Annotated in this window: 13 protein-coding genes and 2 pseudogenes; 4 read left to right on the top strand and 11 right to left on the bottom strand. The window is 68.1% G+C overall.

Going from position 1 to position 20,405, the window contains the following annotated elements; translation table 11 throughout:
* Positions 1–31: 31 nt before the first annotated feature.
* The 3 genes from MICSW_RS03085 to MICSW_RS03075 all read right to left on the bottom strand — a co-directional run bounded on the left by MICSW_RS03085 (position 32) and on the right by MICSW_RS03075 (position 3,772).
* Positions 32–1,003 carry a carbohydrate ABC transporter permease gene (locus MICSW_RS03085; RefSeq protein ID WP_292732845.1) on the bottom strand — a complete coding sequence of 324 codons (972 nt, stop codon included), beginning with the start codon at positions 1,001–1,003 and terminating at the stop codon, positions 32–34.
* Between the two features lie 186 nt (positions 1,004–1,189).
* On the bottom strand, positions 1,190–2,461 hold the full coding sequence (locus MICSW_RS03080) for an extracellular solute-binding protein (RefSeq protein ID WP_292729245.1): 1,272 nt from the start codon (positions 2,459–2,461) through the stop codon (positions 1,190–1,192).
* A 78-nt stretch (positions 2,462–2,539) separates the two neighbouring features.
* On the bottom strand, positions 2,540–3,772 hold the full coding sequence (locus MICSW_RS03075; RefSeq protein WP_292729248.1) for an ROK family transcriptional regulator: 1,233 nt from the start codon (positions 3,770–3,772) through the stop codon (positions 2,540–2,542).
* A gap of 210 nt (positions 3,773–3,982) precedes the next feature.
* On the opposite strand from MICSW_RS03075, the gene MICSW_RS03070 reads away from it, so the two are divergent.
* Positions 3,983–4,957 (top strand): acetylxylan esterase, encoded by a 975-nt coding sequence (locus tag MICSW_RS03070; protein ID WP_464496722.1) that lies wholly within the window; start codon positions 3,983–3,985, stop codon positions 4,955–4,957.
* Positions 4,954–5,874, top strand: coding sequence for an N-acetylglucosamine kinase (locus MICSW_RS03065; protein ID WP_464496721.1), 921 nt, complete (start codon positions 4,954–4,956; stop codon positions 5,872–5,874). The genes MICSW_RS03070 and MICSW_RS03065 overlap by 4 nt, the downstream gene beginning before the upstream one ends.
* A 257-nt stretch (positions 5,875–6,131) precedes the next feature.
* Here MICSW_RS03065 and MICSW_RS03060 read toward each other — a convergent pair whose 3' ends face one another.
* Positions 6,132–8,351 (bottom strand): NADP-dependent isocitrate dehydrogenase, encoded by a 2,220-nt coding sequence (locus MICSW_RS03060; RefSeq protein ID WP_464496720.1) that lies wholly within the window; start codon positions 8,349–8,351, stop codon positions 6,132–6,134.
* Positions 8,352–8,484: 133 nt separating this feature from the next.
* Between MICSW_RS03060 and MICSW_RS03055 the strand changes: the two genes are divergently transcribed.
* Positions 8,485–8,937: a GNAT family N-acetyltransferase gene (locus MICSW_RS03055; RefSeq protein WP_228179139.1), complete on the top strand. Its 453-nt coding sequence runs from the start codon at positions 8,485–8,487 to the stop codon at positions 8,935–8,937.
* Between the two features lie 219 nt (positions 8,938–9,156).
* On the opposite strand, the gene MICSW_RS03050 is transcribed toward MICSW_RS03055, so the two are convergent.
* From MICSW_RS03050 to MICSW_RS03035, 4 genes and pseudogenes are all read right to left on the bottom strand, one after another.
* Positions 9,157–10,974, bottom strand: a complete 1,818-nt coding sequence (locus MICSW_RS03050) for an ABC transporter ATP-binding protein (protein ID WP_348681193.1) — start codon at positions 10,972–10,974, stop codon at positions 9,157–9,159.
* Positions 10,971–12,794 (bottom strand): ABC transporter ATP-binding protein, encoded by a 1,824-nt coding sequence (locus MICSW_RS03045; protein ID WP_464496719.1) that lies wholly within the window; start codon positions 12,792–12,794, stop codon positions 10,971–10,973. The genes MICSW_RS03050 and MICSW_RS03045 overlap by 4 nt, the downstream gene beginning before the upstream one ends.
* A gap of 283 nt (positions 12,795–13,077) precedes the next feature.
* Positions 13,078–13,601, bottom strand: a pseudogene (locus tag MICSW_RS03040) (methylated-DNA--[protein]-cysteine S-methyltransferase).
* Positions 13,602–13,612: 11 nt separating this feature from the next.
* The gene (locus MICSW_RS03035; protein ID WP_464498490.1) at positions 13,613–15,136 is read right to left on the bottom strand and encodes an AlkA N-terminal domain-containing protein; all 1,524 of its coding nucleotides are present in this window, start codon (positions 15,134–15,136) and stop codon (positions 13,613–13,615) included.
* Positions 15,137–15,238: 102 nt separating this feature from the next.
* Here MICSW_RS03035 and MICSW_RS03030 point away from each other — a divergent pair, with 102 nt between their 5' ends.
* Positions 15,239–16,657 (top strand): dihydrolipoyl dehydrogenase family protein, encoded by a 1,419-nt coding sequence (locus tag MICSW_RS03030; protein ID WP_464496718.1) that lies wholly within the window; start codon positions 15,239–15,241, stop codon positions 16,655–16,657.
* A gap of 120 nt (positions 16,658–16,777) precedes the next feature.
* On the opposite strand, the pseudogene purH reads toward MICSW_RS03030, so the two are convergent.
* The 3 genes and pseudogenes from purH to MICSW_RS03015 all read right to left on the bottom strand — a co-directional run bounded on the left by purH (position 16,778) and on the right by MICSW_RS03015 (position 20,368).
* Positions 16,778–18,384: pseudogene (gene purH, locus MICSW_RS03025) on the bottom strand (bifunctional phosphoribosylaminoimidazolecarboxamide formyltransferase/IMP cyclohydrolase).
* A 138-nt stretch (positions 18,385–18,522) separates the two neighbouring features.
* A complete protein-coding gene (gene purN / locus MICSW_RS03020) occupies positions 18,523–19,107 on the bottom strand; it encodes a phosphoribosylglycinamide formyltransferase (RefSeq protein WP_292726831.1) in 585 nt (194 codons plus the stop codon).
* Positions 19,108–19,111: 4 nt separating this feature from the next.
* The gene (locus MICSW_RS03015) at positions 19,112–20,368 is read right to left on the bottom strand and encodes a cell division protein PerM (RefSeq protein ID WP_228179133.1); all 1,257 of its coding nucleotides are present in this window, start codon (positions 20,366–20,368) and stop codon (positions 19,112–19,114) included.
* Positions 20,369–20,405: the final 37 nt, after the last annotated feature.

Here is a 20,405-nt window from a genome sequence, read left to right as displayed (position 1 = left end):
CCGAGTTGGGTGGCGGGGGTGACCTGAGTACTCACAGCTCCTCCTCCTTGAGCGTCGTGCGTACGTATCCCCACGAGAGGACAAGCAGCAGGATGACCATCACGACACCGATCGCCGCGGTGGCGCCGAACTCACCGACCCCCTGCCGGAACAGGTAGGTGCCGAGCACGTTCGTCTCGGAGGCCAGTCCCCCGCGGCTTTGCAGCGCATACACCTGCGTGAAGATCCGGAGGTTCCAGATGATCTGCAGCACGAGCACAACGGTGAGAACGCTGCGCAGGTAGGGGAAGACGATGAGCCGGAACCGTGACCAGCCGGTCGCGCCGTCCAGCGATGCCGCCTCGAGCACCTCATCCGGAACCTGACCGAGGGCGGCGTAGGTGGTGAACGCCACGAACGGCACCGACTGCCACACGATGATGATCGTGAGAACCATGAAGAACGACCAGGGGTTCAGCAGCCACGAGTGGTTTGTCCAGTTCTCGGTGCCGGTGAGGGTGTTGAGCATGGAGTTGACCAGGCCGTACTCGGTGTCGAAGATCCATCCCCACACGACTGTCGCCGTGAGGGGTGGCATCGCCCACGCGACCAGCAGACCGATCGACACGACGATCCGCCATGCGCGGCTCAGCCGCACCATGAGGACCGCGACGAGGATGCCGAGACTGAGGTTCAGCACCGTGAGCACGATCATGATCCCGAGGCTGCGCATGAGCACGGCCGGGAAGTCGGACTTCGTGAACAGGTCGACGTAGTTCTCAAACCCGACGAAGGTCGGCCAGGTGCCCTGAACCTTGTTCTTGACGGTGTAGTCAGTGAAGGATTGCACGACCATCAGGACCGCGGGGTAGACGGTCATCACCCCGATGACGATCAGGGCCGGCGTCAGCAGGCCCCAGGCGTTCCGGGCCTCGCGGCGGTTCCTGCGCTTGACGCGGTCGGCGATCAGGTTCGGCGGAGGCGGCGAATCGGAAGCCGTCGATGCGGCGAGAGTGGTGGTCACGGCGATCCCTCCTTTCTGCGGCGGATGGCGGGTACGACGAACGACGGCATGCGTCGATCATCACGGACGGATGGTCCGATCACTCGGTTCGGTGCACGACCGGGAAACTCATGCATCGGACGGAGCCATCGGGCACGTGGTCGGGGTGCCGCCGCGCGGGGAGGCCCGCGCGGCGGCATCCGTCGATCACTGGTTGAGGATGGCCTCGATCTGCTCGTCGAGCGCGGTGGCTACAGCCTCGACGTCCTCGCCCTGAGCGATGCGCACCAGAGCGTCAGGGATGATCTGGGCAGCCTCGACCTCGGCCCAGTTCGGGCTAGCCGGCGTCCCCTTCGAGTTGGCAAGAGCCGCAGCCTGGGCCTGGGCGATCGGGGTGTCCGGCAGAGCGGAGGCGGCCGAGATGATTCCGGGCGTGAGGCCCTGCTCAGCGAGAAGCTTCTGGTAGTCCTCGGAGAGCATGATCTCGAGGGCTGCCTTTGCCTTCGTCGGCGCGGCGCTCTTCGTGGCGACGGCTACGTTGGATCCGCCCGCGAAGATCGGGGCGGTCTCGCCGGCTTCGAGGCCCGGCAGCGCGAACGCGCCGAGGTCGGCTGCATAGGTGTCGGGGCACCCTTCGGAGTTCTGCCCGGCGTCCTCATCGGCCCACGGCCACGCACCCGTCAGGTTTCCGGCGGCCCATGCGGGGCTTGAAATGAACCCGGCCTCGCCGTTGCAGAAGGCAATGTTTGCCATCAGCTCGTTGCCGTCGGCCGGCGCGACAGTGGCGTCCTGATACACCGTCTGCAGGAGGTTGAGACCCTCGAGGCTCTCGGGGCTCGAGAACTGTGCGTCCCACGTGTCGCCGTCCTGAACGGCGATCTCGCCGCCGAAGGCCCAGATATAGGGAAGCGCGTTGTACCAGTCCTTGCCGGGTGCGTAGATGCCCGAGACCGTGTCGGTGGTCATCGCGACGCCCTCGGCAACGTACTCATCGAGGGTCGCGGGGACCTCGTCGACCATCATCGGGCTGTAGAAGACGATCCGGCCGCCCGCGTAGTAGGGCGCGGCGTAGAGCGATCCCTCGTACGTGCCAGCCTCGACGAGTCCGGGCAGCAGGTCCGAACCGCCGAGCTGGTCCTGAATGTCGGAGATGTCCAGGAACAGGCCGGCATCCGCGAAGCCCAGTGCCTGCGTGTTGCCAACCTCGACGACATCCGGAGAGTCGTTCGACGACAGTGCGGCGGTGTACGTGTCCGACACGTCAGCCCACGTCTTCTCTTCGATCGTGAGCGTCCAGCCCTCGTTCTCGGACTCGAAGGTCTGCTTTAGGTAGTCACGAGCGGTCTGGGGCGTGTCGGCGCCGACGAGCCACACCGTGATGTCGCCCGTTTCGGGCTCCGCGGGGGCACCGCCGGCACAGCCGGCCAGCACGAGCGCCGAGGCGCCCGCGAGGGCGACGGCTCCGAGCGTCTTCTTCATGGTGTCTTCCTTCGTGTTTCTCTGGTGTTCGGAAGAGGTCGGGCGACCTATCCGGTGGGGGAATGGTTGGGGCGGCGGTTACGACACCCCGAGCTGGCCTGACAGGACCATGACGGCAGCTCCGCGCAGAACGATGTCCTGGCCTTGCGCCGTCATCCGAACGCGCACGCCGTCATGGAACCGGGCTAGCGTGCGAGTGCGGATCGTCTCGACCGTTGCCTCTGCGAGAGGACCGGCGAGAAGTTCATCGGGACCCGAGAGCACGATCTCGGAGACATCGAGCGCACCGACGATGGGCGCGAGCGCGATGCCCAGGCGTTCACCGGCGTCGCGCAGCTGCTGCTCACGGTCCGCGGGAGTCTCGGCATCCGCCATGCGAGCCGTCAAGGCGGGCACCGACAGCCACGCCTCGAGGCATCCGACTTTGCCGCACGCGCACTGTGGGCCGCCGTCGGTGCCCACGGTGACGTGTCCGATCTCGCCCGCCGCGAAGTGCGCACCGCGCATGGGCTGACCGGCCGATACCAGTCCCGACCCGACGCCGCGCCCGACCTTCACGAGCACGACGTCGTCGCGCGCACCACCGAAGGTGTATTCGGCTAGAACGGCGGCGTTCGCGTCGTTTGCCACGAGCACCGGCAGCCCGAGGGCATCCTCGAGGATGCTGCGCAGCGGCAGCTGCGTCCAGCCGAGGCCGGGAGCGCTGAGCACGACACCGTCGTTGTCGACGACGCCGGGAGAGCCGACACCGATTCCGAGGACCGGGGCGTGGGCATCGGCGACCAGGTGCCGTGCCAGCTCGATCACCGCATCCCGGGCATCTTCTGCCCCGCGCGGTGCCGCAATCTCGTGGCGGGCGACGATATCGCCGTCGAGGGTGAGGATCGCGCCGAGGAACGTGTCGGGGCCGGAGAGATCCATGCCGAGGATTCGGTGGCCCGCACGATCGAGGTCGACAACCATCGCGGGCTTGCCCGGACCCGACGCTTCGCGAACGCCGAGCTCGGCAACCAGGCCGTCACCGATGAGCTCGGCGACGAGGTCGGAGATTGTGACGCGTGTCAGCCCCGTCTCCCGGGAAAGGTCAGCCCGACTCATGGCGCCGTCATGGAAGAGCGTCTGGAGAACGAGGGAGCGATTGTGGGCACGGGCGTGCTCGGGCAGCACCTTTGCCCGGCGAAGACTGCGGCGCTGCACCGTGTCCGAAGCGACAGCTGCGGCATCCGTGGACGCCGTGGGCTGGGCGCCACGAGCCATGAGGGTGTGCGCGGGTCCCGTGGAAGAGCCGCGCTGCACTTCCGATGCAGTCATGTTTGTTAGTAGACCTTACGAACAAAAGAACTGCAAGGGCGTGACCGAATTTGGACGGACAGTTTACAAAACCGTTACATGCGCTTGGGGCGCGGCGACCGGATGAATGCGGTGTCACATCGTCGCCGTGCGCAGGTCGGATCCATCGTCGACCGGGCAGGAGCCGTAACATGCCAAGGGCGCTTGTGCACCGCCCGGAAAGGAAGCAGCGTGCCCTACTTCGACCTCTCCGCCGCTGAGCTCGAGGCCTATGTCCCGCAGATCAACGAACCCACAGACTTCGACGCCTTCTGGGCCATCACGCTCGAGGAATCCCGCGTCGCGGGCTGGGAGCCGCGACTGACTCCTGTCGACTCGGCGCTGCGGTCGGTCGACGTGTTCGATGTGTCGTTCGCGGGTTTCGGCGGCGACCCGATCAAGGCCTGGCTGCTGGTACCCGCCGGCGCAACCGCCCCGCTTCCCGCGGTGGTCGAGTACATCGGATACGGCGGCGGACGGGGCCTCCCCTCCGAGCGGCTTGCGTGGTCGGCGGCCGGCTACGCGCACCTGATCATGGACACGCGCGGCCAGGGCTCGACGTGGGGCACTGGCGGCGAGACTCCCGACCCGCACGGCACCGGCGCCGCAACCAACGGATACATGACCCGCGGAATAGATGACCCGGCCGACTACTACTACCGCCGGGTTTTCACGGATGCCGTCCGTGCGGTTGACGCCATCCGCATGCTTCCCCAGATCGACGCGGATCGCGTTGCCGTCACCGGCGGCAGCCAAGGTGGTGGTATCGCCCTCGCTGCCGGCGCACTGTCGGAAGGACTCGTCGCCGTCATGCCCGACGTGCCGTTCCTCTGCCACTTCTCCCGGGCCGTCGGGCTGACCGACCGCGACCCCTACCAGGAACTCGTGCGGTACCTCAGCGTGCACCGGGACGCCCGGGAGCACACCTTCAGGACGCTCAGCTACTTCGATGGCGTCTCGATGGCGCGCCGCGCTACCGCTCCGGGGCTCTTCTCGGTCGCGCTCATGGACTTCACCTGCCCGCCCTCGACCGTGTATGCCGCGTTCAACAACTACGCCGGGCCCTCCAAGCGGATCGTCGCCTACGAGTTCAACGATCACGAAGGAGGCGGCGCTCTCCAGTGGAACCAGCAGGTCGCGTTCCTCGCGGAGCTGGGGATCCAGTGAGCGCTCGGATACCTGCCGTCGTCGCGATCGACGCCGGCCAGACTGGCATGAAGGTGCGCGTGCGCACGGATGCCTCGGTCGGTGAGGCTCTGCTGCCGGGCGTTCGCACCGACCAGCCGGTGCTCCCGCAGATCGGTCTGGCGGCGCGACAGATCGCGGACGAGTTCGACCTCGACATCCGTCACCTCGCGGCGGGAGTTTCGGGCCTTACCGACGGCGAAACGACTCCGGCTGCTGTCGCGGCGCTGGTGCGCAGCGCCGGGGCCGCACACGCCGTCGTCGCGCATGATGCGACGACCTCCTACCTCGGCGCCCGCGGCACCGCGCACGGTGCCGTCGTCGCGGCGGGAACGGGGGTCGTGACTCTCGGTGTCGGCCCCGGCGGCGCCGCGCGCGTCGACGGCTGGGGCTACCTCATGGGAGACGCCGGCAGCGGCTTTTGGCTCGGACGCGAAGCGCTGGTCGCCGCGATGCGCGACCACGATGGTCGAGGCACAGCGACGGCGCTCACGGATGCCGTCCGCGGGCGTTGGCCAGATCTCGAGCAGGCCTACATCGATCTGCAGGCAGACCCCGCCCGGGTGAGCATCGTCGCGTCCTTCGCGGCCGAGGTCGCACGGGCAGGCGCGGACGGGGATGCGGTGGCTCTCGACATCCTGCGCCGTGCCGGGGACCTGCTGGCAGAGAGCGCGCTCACGGCGCTGCGTCGCGTCGACGCCGAACCGGCGGTGTGCGCGATCGGCGGGGTCTTCCGTTCCGAGGCGCTGCGCGAGGAGTTCACGCGGGCGCTGGTGAATGGGCGACCGGATGCGCGGCTCGTGGAGCCCGCCGGGATCGGCATCGACGGCGTCGAGGCCCTCATCGACCTGCCCGCCGATCACCCGCTCGCACCCCTGACCTGGTCAGCCCGCGCCTAGCTCCCAGCCCCATCGCGTCCAAACCCTTTCGTTCGGTCGCGCCCTGATGCGGGTGTGATGCACCTCGCCCCGCAAAACAGCGCGACCGAAATCTGTGAGACCGAAGCCTGCCAGACGCGGCGGATGCCTGCGAGGAATGCGTGCGACGCACCCGAAGAAGTGCTTCGGTCGCGAGCGCGGATGCCGCGACGGATACCGGAAACGACTCGGGCCACCCCGCGAGAGCGGAAGCGGCCCGGGTCGAGATGGAGTCCGGCTCAGCGCAGCGCGTCGATGACGGCGTTGAAGGTCGCTGACGGTCGCATGACCTCGTTGACCAGTTCGCCGTTCGGGCGGTAGTAGCCACCGATCTCGACCGGCGACCCCTGCGCTCCGTTGAGCTCCGCGACGATCGTCGCCTCCTCAGCAGTGAGCTTCTCGGCAACCGGCGCGAAGATCGCCGCAAGTTCGGCATCGTCTGTCTGCTTGGCCAGCTCCTGCACCCAGTAGAGGGCGAGGTAGAAGTGGCTGCCGCGGTTGTCGATGGTGCCCAGCGCACGACCCGGAGACTTGTCGTTCTCGAGGAAGGTGCCCGTGGCGGCATCCAGTGTGTCGGCGAGGATCTTGGCCCGCGCGTTGCCGGTCGTGTCGGCGAGGTGCTCGAGGGATGCCGCGAGCGCGAAGAACTCGCCGAGCGAATCCCAGCGCAGGTAGTTCTCGCTCAGCAGCTGCTGCACGTGCTTCGGGGCAGAACCACCCGCACCCGTCTCGAACAGCCCACCGCCGGCAAGCAGCGGCACGATCGAGAGCATCTTGGCGCTCGTGCCAACCTCGAGGATCGGGAACAGGTCGGTGAGGTAATCGCGCAGCACGTTGCCGGTGACCGAGATCGTGTCCAGGCCGTGGCGCATGCGCGCGAGGGTGTACCGGGTCGCTTCCTCGGGCGAGAGGATGCTGATCTGCACGCCCTTGGTATCGAGCAGCGCGAGCCCCTGGTGCACCTTGGCGATCAGCTGGGCGTCGTGCGAGCGGTTCACGTCGAGCCAGAACACGGCAGGAACACCGGTCGCGCGGGCACGGGTGACGGCGAGCTTGACCCAATCCATGACCGCGATGTGCTTGGTCTGCGTCGCGCGCCAGATGTCGCCCGCGCCGACCTCGTGCTCGAGCAGAACCTCACCCGACGAGTCCAGCACCTGAACCACGCCCGGTGCGGCGATCTCGAACGTCTTGTCGTGGCTGCCGTACTCTTCGGCGGCCTGGGCCATGAGGCCGACGTTGGGAACCGTGCCGATGGTCGTGGGGTCGAGCGGGCCGTTCGCGATGACGTCATCGATCACGGCCTGGTAGACGCCGGCGTAGGAGGAGTCCGGGATCACGGCGAGCGTGTCATCCTCACCGCCGTCGACTCCCCAGAGCTTGCCGCCGTTGCGGACCAGGGCAGGCATGGATGCATCGACGATGACGTCCGAGGGAACGTGCAGGTTCGTAATGCCCTTGTCGGAGTTGACGTACGAGAGCCGGGGGCCGCGCTCCAGGTCGGCGTCGATCGCCGCAGCGATCTCGTCGCCGCCCTCGACCGACGGCAGACCCGCGAGGATCGACCCGAGTCCGTTGTTCGGTGTCAGACCCGCTGCCGCGAGCTTGTCGCCGTAGCGCTCGAAGACATCCGCGAAGTAGGTCTTCACGACGTGGCCGAAGATGATCGGGTCGCTGACCTTCATCATCGTGGCCTTCAGGTGCACCGAGTACAGCACGTCAGCCGCAGACGCCTCGGCCAGCGTCTCGGCGAGGAACGCGTCGAGGGCGGATGCCGACAGGAAGGTCGCATCGATGATCTCGCGCGGAAGGACCTTCAGCCCTTCCTTGAGCACTGTCACCGCACCGTCGGTGCCGACGTGGCGGATGGAGAGGACATCGTCATGAGCGGCGACCCACGACTTTTCGTTGCTCTTGAAGTCGTCGTGACCCATAGTCGCGACCCGGGTCTTCGAGCCCTCGGGGAAAGGCTTGTTGCGGTGCGGGTGCTTGCGCGCGTAGTTCTTGACCGACAGCGGCGCTCGGCGGTCGCTGTTTCCCTCGCGCAGGACGGGGTTGACTGCCGACCCCTTGATGCGGTCGTACCGCGCCCGGACATCCTTCTGCTCGATCGTCTGTGGCTCGTCCGGGTAGTCGGGGATGTCGTAGCCCTGCGACTGTAGTTCGGCGATGGCAGCCTTCAGCTGCGGAATGGATGCCGAGATGTTCGGCAGCTTGATGATGTTGGCCTCGGGAAGCGTTGCGAGCCCGCCGAGCTCGGCGAGGGCGTCACCGACCGCCTGTTCGGGCGTGAGCTGCTGGGGGAAAGCGGCGAGGATGCGGCCTGCGAGAGAGATATCGCGCGTCTCGACATCCACACCAGCCTGATGCGTGATCGCCTGCACGATGGGAAGGAAGGAAGCTGTGGCCAGAGCCGGGGCTTCGTCTGTGTACGTGTAGATGATCGTGGATTCGCTCACTCGCCTGATCTTTCCGCTCGGGGCCGCGCACGAGCCTACCGCACCGGCCTAACTATCTCGATATCAAGATAAATTCCCCCGAAAAGGGTGCCCCGGGATGCTGAACCGCGGCATCCCGGCTAGCCTGTGTGACATGGCCGAACTGCGACTTGCTGAACTGTCCGCCGCCACGGTGGAAGCTGTCAACAATATGTCGCTCAAGCCCGGGCAGGCTGAGTTTCTCGCCCCCGAAAGCTACGAGGTGGCGGCCGGGGATGTCGATCCACAGACCATGTGGCAGCGGGTCGTGCTCGACGGCGACGACGTGGTCGGGTTCATCAGCGCGAATTTCGACGGCGACAGTGTGTCGGAGTACTTCCGGTCGGTGCTGTGGCGGATCAACGTGGACGCCGACGACCAGGGTCGCGGGATCGGTCGATTCGCTGTCGAAAGCCTGCTCGCAGAAGCGCGAAAGCACGGCGTCGATCACGTGAACGTCATCTATGGGGCGGGCGAAGAGGGGCCGCAGGCATTCTTCGAGCGCGTTGGCTTCACACCGGTGGGCGAAACCGAGTACGGTGAGATCGTCGCCGAGATCCGGCTCTGATCCGGCGAGTCCCACCCGTAGTTTTCAGCCCCCGCCCGAGGGGCTTGTCGGCTGGCGGCGGGGCCTCGGATTCCCCTCCCCCACCGAGGCCCCGTCGCCTTTTTCGACGGCCGCAGGTTCGCTTCGGAGGGGCTGGCCGCTCGGGAGGGCCGGGCGCGGCATCCATCCCCTCCCGAACGGACATCTCCTCCCGGGTGGTCAGGCCCGGCGTCGCTGCCGTCAGACGAGCGACTCCCGCCACGCCGCATGGAGCTGGGCGAACTTGCCCGTGCCCGCGATCAGTGTCTCGGGGGTGTCGTCCTCGATGATCCGCCCGTGCTCCATGACCAGCACCCGGTCCGCGATGGCCACCGTAGACAGGCGGTGCGCGATGATGATCGCCGTCCGGTCTGCCAGCAGGGTCTGCAGGGCATCCTGAATCGCGCGCTCTGACGGGATGTCGAGTGACGCCGTCGCTTCGTCGAGGATCAAAACCGCGGGGTTTGCCAGGAACGCACGCGCGAACGAGATCAGCTGACGCTGCCCCGCCGAGACCCGGCCGCCGCGCTTGTTGACGTCGGTGTCGTACCCGTCGGGCAGGGCGCGGATAAAGGCGTCAGCACCCACAGCCTTCGCCGCAGCCTCGATCTCGTCGAGCGTGGCATCGGGCTTCCCGAGCGCGATGTTGTCTGCGACCGTGCCGCTGAACAGGTAAGCCTCCTGCGTGACCATGACGATCGCGCGCCGAAGGTCCTTCGGGTGCAGGCGCCGCAGGTCGACGCCGTCGAGGGTCACGGCGCCGCGGGTCGGATCGTAGAAGCGTGAGACGAGCTTCGCGAGCGTCGACTTGCCGGCTCCCGTCGTCCCCACCAGGGCAATGGTCTGCCCTGCGGGGATGTCGAGCGAGAAGTGCGGCAGGATGACGCGGTCATCCGCGTACCCGAAGGTGACGTCCTCGAAAGCGACGTGTCCGCGCGCGGTCCACAGGTCGACGGCATCCGTTGGGTCGGGAACCGTCGGCTCCTCCTCCAGCACCCCCGAGACCTTCTCGAGCGCCGCGGTGGCAGCCTGGTACGAGTTCAGGAACATCGCGACCTCCTGCAGAGGTGCGAAGAAGTTCCGCACGTACAGGACGCTTGCCAGCAGGATGCCGATCTCGAGCGCCCCGTCAACGACGCGTAGTCCGCCCCAGAGCACGACCAGCGCGATCGAGACCGACGCAACGGCCATGAGCCCCGGCTCGAAGGTGCCGAACAGTCGGATCGAGCGCATGTTGACGTCCCGGTAGTCCTCGGCGACGTCTCCGAACTCATCGTCGTTGCGCGGCTCCTTGCGGAACGCCTTGACGGCACGGATGCCGGTCATGGTCTCGACGAACTTCACGATGAGCTTCGCGCTGATAACGCGTGACTCACGGTAGACAGCCTGCGAGCGGCGGTAGAACCAACGCATCAGCAGGAACAGCGGAACTCCCATGACGGCGAGGATGACTCCGGACTGCCAGTCCAGCAGCAGCAGCGCGATCAGCGTGAACCCGCCGTACAGCAGCCCCGAGACGAGTTGGTTGAGCCCACCGTCGAGAAGCTCCCGGATGGATTCCAGGTCGCTGGTCTGCCGCGAGATGATGCGGCCCGAGGTGTAGGACTCGTGGAACTCGAGGCTGAGCTTCTGCGTGTGCAGGAAGATGCGCTTGCGAAGATCGAGCATCACGGCTTGCGTCAGCCGCGCCGCCACGACCGCGTACCAGCCCACGAGACTCGCACCGCCCACCCCGGCTACGAGGTAGACAGCGACGACCCCGATCGTCGGCATCCAGTTCGTCTGCGGCGCCAGAACGAGCGGAAGCGCGGTGTCGATGCCGAACGCGATCAGCGCGGGGCCCGCTACCTGCAGGGCCGTCGATACGACCAGCACGACACCGGCGAGGACAACCTGCCACCGCAGCGGCGAGATCAGCGACCCGAGCAGGCGCAGCGAGCGGCGACGGATGGCGCGGCTCTCGTCCCGCGTGTAGTCCGACCGGTCTTCGCCGGCAGTTCCCACGACAGTGGCGCTCACAGTGTCACCTCCCTTTCTCGCATGCGGGCTTGTTCGTCTTCCAGGCTCGAGATGACGTACCGGTAGTGCTCGCTCTCGCGGAGCAGGTCCGAGTGCTTCCCCACCGCCGTCACCTTGCCGTCCTCGAGCAGAGCGACGCGGTCGGCGAGCGTCACCGTCGACGGTCGATGCGCGATGACCAGTGCCGTCGTGTTGGCGAGGACCCGCCGCAGGGCATCCTCCACGAGAGCCTCGGTGTCAACGTCGAGGGCCGACAGCGGATCATCGAGCACGAGCACGGCGGGCTTTGCCGCGACCGCGCGCGCGAGCGCCAGACGCTGGCGCTGACCGCCCGACAGACTGAGTCCCTCTTCGCCGATGACGGTGTCGACACCGTCGGGAAGATCGTCGACGAAGCTCGCCTGCGCAACCGCGAGCGCTTCGCGCAGCGCCGCTTCGGCCTCCGAGGATCCGGGGACGAGATCCTCGCGGCCCAGCAGCACGTTCTCGCGCACGGTCTGCGAGAAGAGCGTCGCGTCCTCGAACGCCATGCCGATGTGGGTGCGCAGCTCAGCGAGAGTCAGGTCACGGATGTCGACCCCATCGAGCGTCACGCGGCCGCCGGTCACGTCATAGAGCCGGGTGGGAAGGGTCGTGAGGGTCGTCTTTCCCGATCCGGTGAGCCCGACGAGGGCCATCGTCTCGCCGGGGCGCAGCACGAGATCAACCCCGTCGAGCAGGTCGCGCTGGCTTTCCGGCGCGTCCTGATACCGGAAGTGCACGCCCTCGAACGCCAGCTCACCGCGCGGGGCTGCGATGGTCGTCGGCCGCTCGGGGTCGGTGATGGTGTCGACCTCGTCGAACACCTCGAAGATGCGGTCAGTGGCTGTGCGGGCATCCAGCAGGAACGAGAAGAGGAACCCGATCGACTCCATCGGCCAGCGCAGCACCGTGGCCATCGCGAAGAATGCGATGAGTTCAGCGGCGTTCAGCTGGCCCATCTGAATGAGCGCGATACCGGCGCCGAGGGCGAGAGCGAACGCGATGTCGGGAAGCAGGATCAGCCAGAACCAGATCAGCCCGACAGCGCGCGCCTTGTGAATCTCGGTCTCGCGCAGGGTCTCGGCCTGTCGGGCGAACTTCTGCAGGGCGTGGGATCCCCGCCCGAAGGCCTTGAGCACGCGGATGCCGTGCACGCTCTCTTCGACGGAGGTGGCAAGGTCTCCGGCCTGGTCCTGCGACTGGCGGGCGAGAGTTCCATATCGCTTCTCGAAGCGGTATCCGGCATACCAGAGGGGCGCGGAGGTGACCAGGAAGATCACGCCGAGCAACCAGTGCCACTGGAACAGCAAGACCGCGCCGACGATGATCGTGAGGACGTTAACCACCAGCAACACGAGACCGAACGCGAGCCAGCGTCGGATGATGCTGATGTCTTGCATCATCCGCGAGAGCAGCTGACCGGACTGCCAGCGGTCGTGGAAGGCAACGGGCAGGCGCTGCAGTCGGCGATAGAACGTCGTCCGCAGCTCGAATTCCACCCTCGTCGACGGTGCGAGCACGAACCACCGGCGCGCCCAGACCATCGCCGCTTCGGCAAGGCCGAGCGCCAGGATCGCCGCCGCGCCCCACGCGATCTGGCCGGGGTCGCCCGAGGCGATCGGGCCGCCGACGATCACCTCGAGCACGAGCGGGAACATGAGCGCCAGCACCGAGGCGAGCATCGCGCTTGCCGCGCCGAGGACCAGCCGAGGCAGCACCGGCCGAGCGAAGGGCAGCAGCCGGGCGAGCGCGCGCAGCGTCGACGGGGGATTCTGGGGGTGGGGAGGCGTGACGGTCATGATCCTTGTGGGAGGGCGAAGCGAACCCGCAGGTTGTGCGGGCGGGAGAGCGGCCCCGGGTCAGCGGAGCGCGGGTGCGAGGCGTGCGATGCCTGGTGACAACGCAGCCGGCGACGGAGATATGCCGAGGCTGTGCCGGCGCGGGACGCTAGTGCGTCGAAGCGGGGCCGCGGTGACGCAGGGGTGTCACGGCGGCGAGGATGGCAGTGCTCGCGATGAGTGCGACCTGATACATGGCATCCTCCTCGGGGTACGGCGCCGCACGACGCGGCAGCCCTCCAGACTAAGCCTGAGAGTCGGCTGAAAGCAAGGACGGATTCTCTCGGTCCAGAAGAGACCGCTTGACCTCGAGCCCCCACGCGAACCCCCGAGGCTGCCGTCGGCGCGCAGGACCCGATGGCAGGGCACGAAGAGCGCTGGGGCGTTGCGAGCACAGACGGATGCCGCCGCCCGCACCGCGTTCGGATGACCCAGGACCGCCGCGAATGTCGCGTACGACAGCGGCGCGCCGGGCGTGATCCGGCGAAGCGCCGCCCACCCGGCCAGCTGGCCGGGTGTGCCGAACTGGCGGACGGGCACGTCATCGATCGCGGCGAGGTCACCGGCGTAGTACGCGCGCACGGCGGCTGCGGCATCCGTCGTGCCCGGTCGCACCTGCGCTGGCCGATTACGCGGACGGAGGCGCTCGACGATGCGTTCCGGGGAGTCGGTCCAGCCCGCGGACAGCACCGCGCCGTCATCGGCGGCGAGGATCGCGAGCGGGCCGTCGGGGGTGTCGACGAACTCGAGAACGGCGGTATCGGTCATGGCGGGATCGGTCATGTCGGGATCTCCTCGGCGAGCGCGGGCAGTACGGCGGGGTCAGGTGGCGGCGGGGCGGTCGGGTGGGTGCGTGGCGCCGATGCTCGGATGGGGCGGGCGGGAACGGCCCGCCACAGGTGCGCGCTCAGGTAGCTGCGCCAGGGCGCGGCTGTCGCAGCCCACGCCTCGAGCCCGTCCGCGGGGATACCGAGAGCCTGGGCACCGGAGCGCACCGCGACATCCCCGGGGAGGAACACATCAGGGTCGCCGAGCACCCGCATCCTGACGTAGTCGGCAGTCCAGGGGCCGACACCGGGTAGCGCGAGGAGGGCGCGTCGCTGATCGATTCCGTCGTCGGCGATCGTGAGGGTCAGGCTGCCGTCGGCCAGGGCCGCCGCGGCGCCGACGATCGATCGAATACGCGCTCCCGGCCCGCGCAGCACCTCTGCGCCGCGCTCGGCGATCGCCGTCATCGTCGGGAACAGTCGTGTCAGCCCGTCGAGCCCCGACACTTCCTCGCCGAGAGCGTCGGCGAGCGCAGTCAGGGCAGTGCGAGCAGCGGCGACACTGATCTGCTGGCCCACCATCGCGCGGATGAGCATCTCTTGGGGGTCCGCAGCGCCCGGAACCCGGATGCCGGGAATCGCCCGGACCCGCGGCTCGAGTTCGGGATGCCGCGACAGTGCGGAGTCGATCGCGAGCGGATCGGCATCCAGGTCGAAGATGCGACGAACGCGAGCAACGAGGGTCGCGAGATCAGATAGGGCCGTCACTGTCGCGCGCAGGCGAAGGCCGCCGGCATCCGTTCTCACCTCGAACCAGGCGGGACCCGCGGCCAGCAGCACCGTCCGAGCGAAGGATGCCTCTCCTGCCACCTCGACACCGGGCAACGCCCGCGCGCTCATCCAGGCGAGCAGCCCCGCAGCATCGAACGGACCTCGCACCGGCAGCGCCAGATCGATCGTGCCGCCGGGTGCTGCGGACCCCGTGCGCCGGGCGCGCACCTCGCGCGGGGTGAGGCCGAAGACCTCACGGATCGTGTCGTTGAACTGCCTCACACTCGCGAACCCCGACGCGAACGCGATGTCGGATGCCGGCATCGCAGTGCCCACGAGCAGCATCCGTGCCGTGTGTGCGCGCTGCGCACGACTGAGCGCGAGTGGGCCGGCGCCGAGCTCTGCCGTCAGCAGCCTCGTGAGGTGCCTCGGCGAGTAGCCCAGGCGACGAGCGAGCCCGGGAACACCCTCGCGCTCGATGACCCCGTCGGCGATGAGGCGCATCGCCCGCGCGGCAACGTCGCCGCGCACGTCCCAATCCGGGGAGCCGGGAGCCGCCTCGGGCAGGCACCGCTTGCACGCGCGGTACCCCGCTTCGTGGGCGGCGGCGCTGGTCGGATAGAAGGTCACGTTCGCCGGCTTCGGCGTTCTGGCCGGGCAGCTGGGTCGGCAATATATGCCTGTTGAGCTGACGGCGGTCACGAATTGACCGTCGAACCGGGCGTCGCGCGACTGGATCGCGGCGTACCGTTCGTCGAAGGTCATGGAGAGCACGGGTCAAGACTGCCACGCCCCTCCCCCGCGCACTGGCGGAAATCAGACACTGCAGCGGGAGACAGCCGCGGGGCACGCGGGTTACCGTGGCATATGGGCGCGCGCGAATATGACCTTGTTGTGATCGGGGCAGGGCCGGTTGGCGAGAACGTCGCCGACCGGGCAGTGCAGGGCGGCCTGCGGGTCGTCATCGTGGAGAGCGAACTCGTCGGTGGCGAGTGCTCGTACTGGGCGTGTATGCCCTCGAAGGCGCTGCTGCGCGCGGGATCGGTACTGCGGGCTGCCCGAGCAGTCGACGGCGCAAAGCAGGCCGTCACCGGCAACGTTGATGTCGCTGCAGCCTTGGCGCGCCGCACCCGGATGACGCACGACTGGAATGACTCCTCGCAGGTCGAGTGGCTCGAGAGCGCGGGAATCGATCTGGTGCGGGGACATGCCCGTATCGCGGGCCGCAAGCGGGTCGAGGTCACCCGTCCCGGCGGCGAGGTCGTCGACCTCATCGCCACACACGCCGTTGCCGTCTGCACCGGCTCGGCGGCTCTGCTGCCGAACACTCCCGGGCTCCGAGAGATCGAACCGTGGACGAGCCGCGAAGCGACAAGCGCACGGTCCGCGCCCGCGTCGCTCGCCATCATCGGTGGCGGGGTCGTCGGGTGCGAGATGGCAACCGCGTATGCGAGTTTCGGCACGGCGGTGACCCTCATCGCGCGATCCGGGCTGCTGGGCGGTATGGAGCCGTTCGCGGGTGAGATGGTGGCCGAGGCGCTGACCGCGCAGGGAGCCCAGGTCCGTACGGGGGTCGATGTCGTCTCGGCATCCCGCGACGCGAAGGGTCGCACTCTCGTGCTCTCGGATGGCTCGTCGGTCACAGCGGATGAGGTGCTCGTCGCCACCGGAAGGGTGCCGCGTACCGCAGACCTCGGTCTCGAGTCCGTCGATCTGAAGCCTGGCGCGTGGCTCGATGTCGACGACACGATGCTGGTGCGCGATACCGACTGGTTGTATGCGGTCGGCGACGTCAATCACCGCGCGCTCCTCACCCACCAGGGCAAATACCAGGCGCGCGCCGCGGGGGACGTGATCGCCGCCCGCGCCCGCGGTTCCCATGTCGACACGTCTCGATGGGGCGCCCACGTCGCAACAGCCGATCACGACCACGTGCCGCAGGTCACCTTCACCGACCCCGAGGTGGCCTCGGTCGGGCTGACTGCAGAGCGCGCGGAAGCGGCGGGGATCAACATCCGGGTGCTGGACTACGACCTCTCGTGGATCGCGGGAGCGTCCACGGCTTCGGATGACTACCGCGGCCAGGCCCGCGCTGTCGTCGACCGAGAGCGCGAAGTGCTGGTCGGGGCGACCTTCGTGGGCCCGGATGTCGCGGAGCTGCTGCACTCGGCCACGATCGCCATCGTCGGAGAAGTGCCGCTGAGCAGGCTCTGGCACGCGGTCCCGTCGTACCCGACGCTCAGCGAGGTCTGGTTGCGCTGGCTGGAGGCCTACGGGCGTCCCTGAGCGAGAGCCTGTCGCCGGGGACCACGCGGGACCGATCGCAGGATGATTCGCTCGACAGCCCGCGTGGCCATCGACTGGCCCGACGCTGATCCTGCAATCGGTCCGCTCGCGCGGCGCGACTTAGTGGAAGAAGTGGCGCTCGCGCGTGAAGAACATCGTGACGCCCGCGTCGCGCGCGGCCTTCACGACCTCCTCATCACGAACGGACCCTCCCGGCTGCACGATAGCCGACACGCCGGCATCGATGAGCACCTGCGGTCCGTCGGCAAACGGGAAGAATGCGTCGGATGCCGCAACGGCACCCTGCACGCGATCCCCGGCGCGCTCGACGGCCAAGCGACACGAGTCGACGCGGTTCACCTGGCCCATGCCGATACCGACAGTCGCCGAGTCCTTCGCGAGGACGATCGCGTTGGACTTCACGGCACGGCAGGTCTTCCACGCGAAGATGAGGTTGGTCATCGCGTCGGCCTCAGGCCGCTCACCGGAGACGAGCTCCCAATCGGTGGCGACTGACTCGATGCCGTCGGGGAAGCGGTCGGCATCCTGCAGAAGGAGCCCCCCGAGATGAGCCGCACGTCCATCGGCTCCTGCTTCCAGTCGTCGGGCAGCTTCAGCACGCGCAGGTTGTTCTTGAGGCGGAAAACCTCGAGCGCCTCAGGCTCAAAGTCCGGGGCGACGATCACCTCGGTGAAGATGTCGCGCAGGTTCTCGGCCATCTTCAGGGTCACCTTGCGGTTGGCGGCGATCACGCCTCCGAACGCCGAGACCGGGTCGCAGGCGTGGGCGCGCAGGTGCGCGCTGGCAATCGGGTCCAGCGCGTTCGGCGCCGACACCGCAATACCGCACGGGTTCGCGTGCTTGATGATCGCTACGGCGGGCTTGACCAGGTCGAAGGCAGCGCGCAGGGCGGCGTCAGCATCGACGTAGTTGTTGTAGGACATCTCCTTGCCCTGCAACTGGGTAGCCTGCGCAATGCCGTGTCCGCCGGTGCGCGTGTAGATCGCGGCGCGCTGGTGCATGTTCTCGCCATAACGCAGGGTCGACAGTCGCTCGGCTCGAATCGTGAGGTGCGCGGGCAGGTCCACATCCTCACCCAGCGTCTCGTCGGCGAACCAGGTTGCAACTGCCCGGTCGTACTCTGCGGTGTGCGCGAAGGCGCGCGCGGCAAGCTCGCGGCGCTGAGCGAGGGATGTGCCGCCCGCGCGGATGGCTTCGATCACCGACCCGTAGGACTCGGGCGAGACCACGATCGCGACGTTCGCGTAGTTCTTCGCAGACGCCCGGACCATGGCGGGACCGCCGATGTCGATCTGTTCGACGACATCGTCGCCCTGCGCGCCGGAGGCGACGGTCTCAACGAACGGGTACAGGTTCACCACGACCAGTTCGAAGGGCTGGATGCCGAGATCGGCGAGCTGGTTCTCGTGGTGTGCAAGGCGAAGGTCGGCAAGGAGGCCGGCGTGCACGGCAGGATGTAGGGTCTTGACCCTCCCGTCCAGCGACTCGGGGAACCCGGTGACAGCGGCGACGTCGGTCACCGCAAAGCCGGCATCCCGGATCGTCGCGGCCGTCGACCCGGTGGAGACGATCTCGACGCCGGCCTCAGCAAGAGCCTCGGCGAGGCTCAAGAGATCGGTCTTGTCGCTCACCGACACCAGCGCGCGCCGGACTGGCACGACGTCGCGGTCGCGGTACACGGACGGGTCGTGACTGGGGCCTGCCATCAGGTCTCCTTGCTGTCGGGGCTCTGAGCTGTCGAGGCCCTGGGCTGTGAGGCTCGGGGCCGGAAGCTGTGGTTCGGAATCTGTCGGGTGGTCATCGGCCGCGGTTGCTGCGTCGTCGCGGCGCTGGTCAGGCAATAGTCAGGGAGAGGAGAGATCGAGGTCGCCGGTCGCGATGCGCCTGACCACGTCGATGAGGAGTCGGCGTTCGACCGGCTTGATCCTCTCATGAAGGCTCTCTTCGTCATCGCCAGGAAGCACTGCGATGCGCTCCTGCGCGAGGATCGGTCCGGTATCGACCCCCGCGTCTACGACGATGACACTCGCGCCGGTCTGGGTGGCACCGGCGGCGATCGCGTCCCGCACGCCGTGGGCGCCGGGGAACTCCGGAAGGTACGCGGGGTGGGTGTTGATGATACGCGGCGCCCAAGGTTCGAGTACCGATGCGGGGAGCAACCGCATCAGCCCGCTGAGAACGATCAGGTCGGGCTGCCAGACCGCGAGTTGGTCGCGAAGCGCCTCACCCCAGGCCTCCCGATCCGGATACTCGGCGTAGGGAACGAAGAACCAGGGAATGCCGAATGCTTCGGCATGGGCGAGGCCGTCTGCTTCGCGGTCGGCGCCGACGACAACGATGCGCGCCGGATAGTCGGGCTCATTCGCCGCCTCGAGCAGCGCCCGAAGGTTGGATCCGGCGCCAGAGATGAGAACGGCGACGGTGAGCACCGACTCAGTCTACCGAGGGCTCCAGCAGCGCCGTGGGCACGGCCTCGGTGGCACCGTCGTCACGGGCTCGACGTCGCGGTGAGAGCAGCAGGATGCCGGCGCCGACCCCGACCTCGATACCGATGGCCAGCGCAACAGGACCGGGCTCCGGCCCTAGCTGCGCGAGCGCCCCCGGCCCGAGCGAGCCGGAGGCAAGAACGGCCAGCAGCGCCGCTGAACCTGCAGCGGCGACCGCAACCCCCAGCGCGGTGACGATGCGGGCTGAAACGCGCTCGGCATCCGCGGCGAAGAAGGACCGGGCAACCCACCCGGCGAAGGATCCAACGCCGACGGGCAGAAGAGCGAGCAGAAGTAGCCAGGGGGACGTGGATTCGGGGAGTGCGCCCATCAGCGGCAGTCCGGGCAGGACGCCGGTCGTGGTTCCGGATGCCGCGACCGTCGAACCCACCCCGAGGGAGACACCGGGTCCGGCAACGAACGCTAGAGCCCACGCGATCAGGGTGGGAAGGTACAGAAGCTGGCCGAGCGTAAGGACTACGGCACCGAGAACGTCGACATTGGCGGCCTCGTAGAGACCGACGATCTCGGAGCCCCGAGCGAAGATCGCAACGGCGGTGGTGAGGGCCGCGACGCCCACCAGGCCGACTGCCGCGATGGATCCCGCGCGGGCGATGACCGTCGGAACGAGAGCCCAGTCCTCGGGCAGGTCCTCGACGCGCTCCCGCAGCCCCGCGATGACGCCGCGGTCAGCATCCTGCCACTCCCCGACCAGAGCGCCGAGGAGCGCCGGGATGCCGAAGACCAGGGCCGGAAAGAGGATCGCTTCGGTAAGCGATGCGTGCGCGACGGCGTTTCCGGCCGTCAGGGCGATCCCGGCGGCCGCAGCTGCGAAGACCGCGGTTCCCGCGAGGGCACCGGTGAATGCCGCACCCGAGCGCGAGGCGCGGCGACCCGAGCGCGCTGCGGAGATGGCGGTGAATCCCGCGAAGGCCAGCGGAGCGAGCGACAGCACGAAGGATGCCGCATCGGGATCGATGCCGGCAGTTGCCAGGTAGTCGGCGGGGAGCGTGATCTCCAGCGGGACGACGTGCCCGAGTTGCCAGACGCTCGCGGCGGTGGGCCAGAGTGCGCTCCACGGGGCAAGGCCCCCGAACTCGACGACCCACAGCAGCGTCGCCGGCGCGAGTACGACGACGAGTCCTGCGGCGACGGTGACGAGCGCGTCGAAGGCGGCGAGGAGGAAGACGATGACCCGGTTCATGCGGCTTCGACCTTACCCATCCCCGGGCCACTCACCG

This window comes from Microbacterium sp. SW12, assembly GCF_055391095.1.
This window is presented reverse-complemented; position numbering and strand designations above follow the sequence as displayed.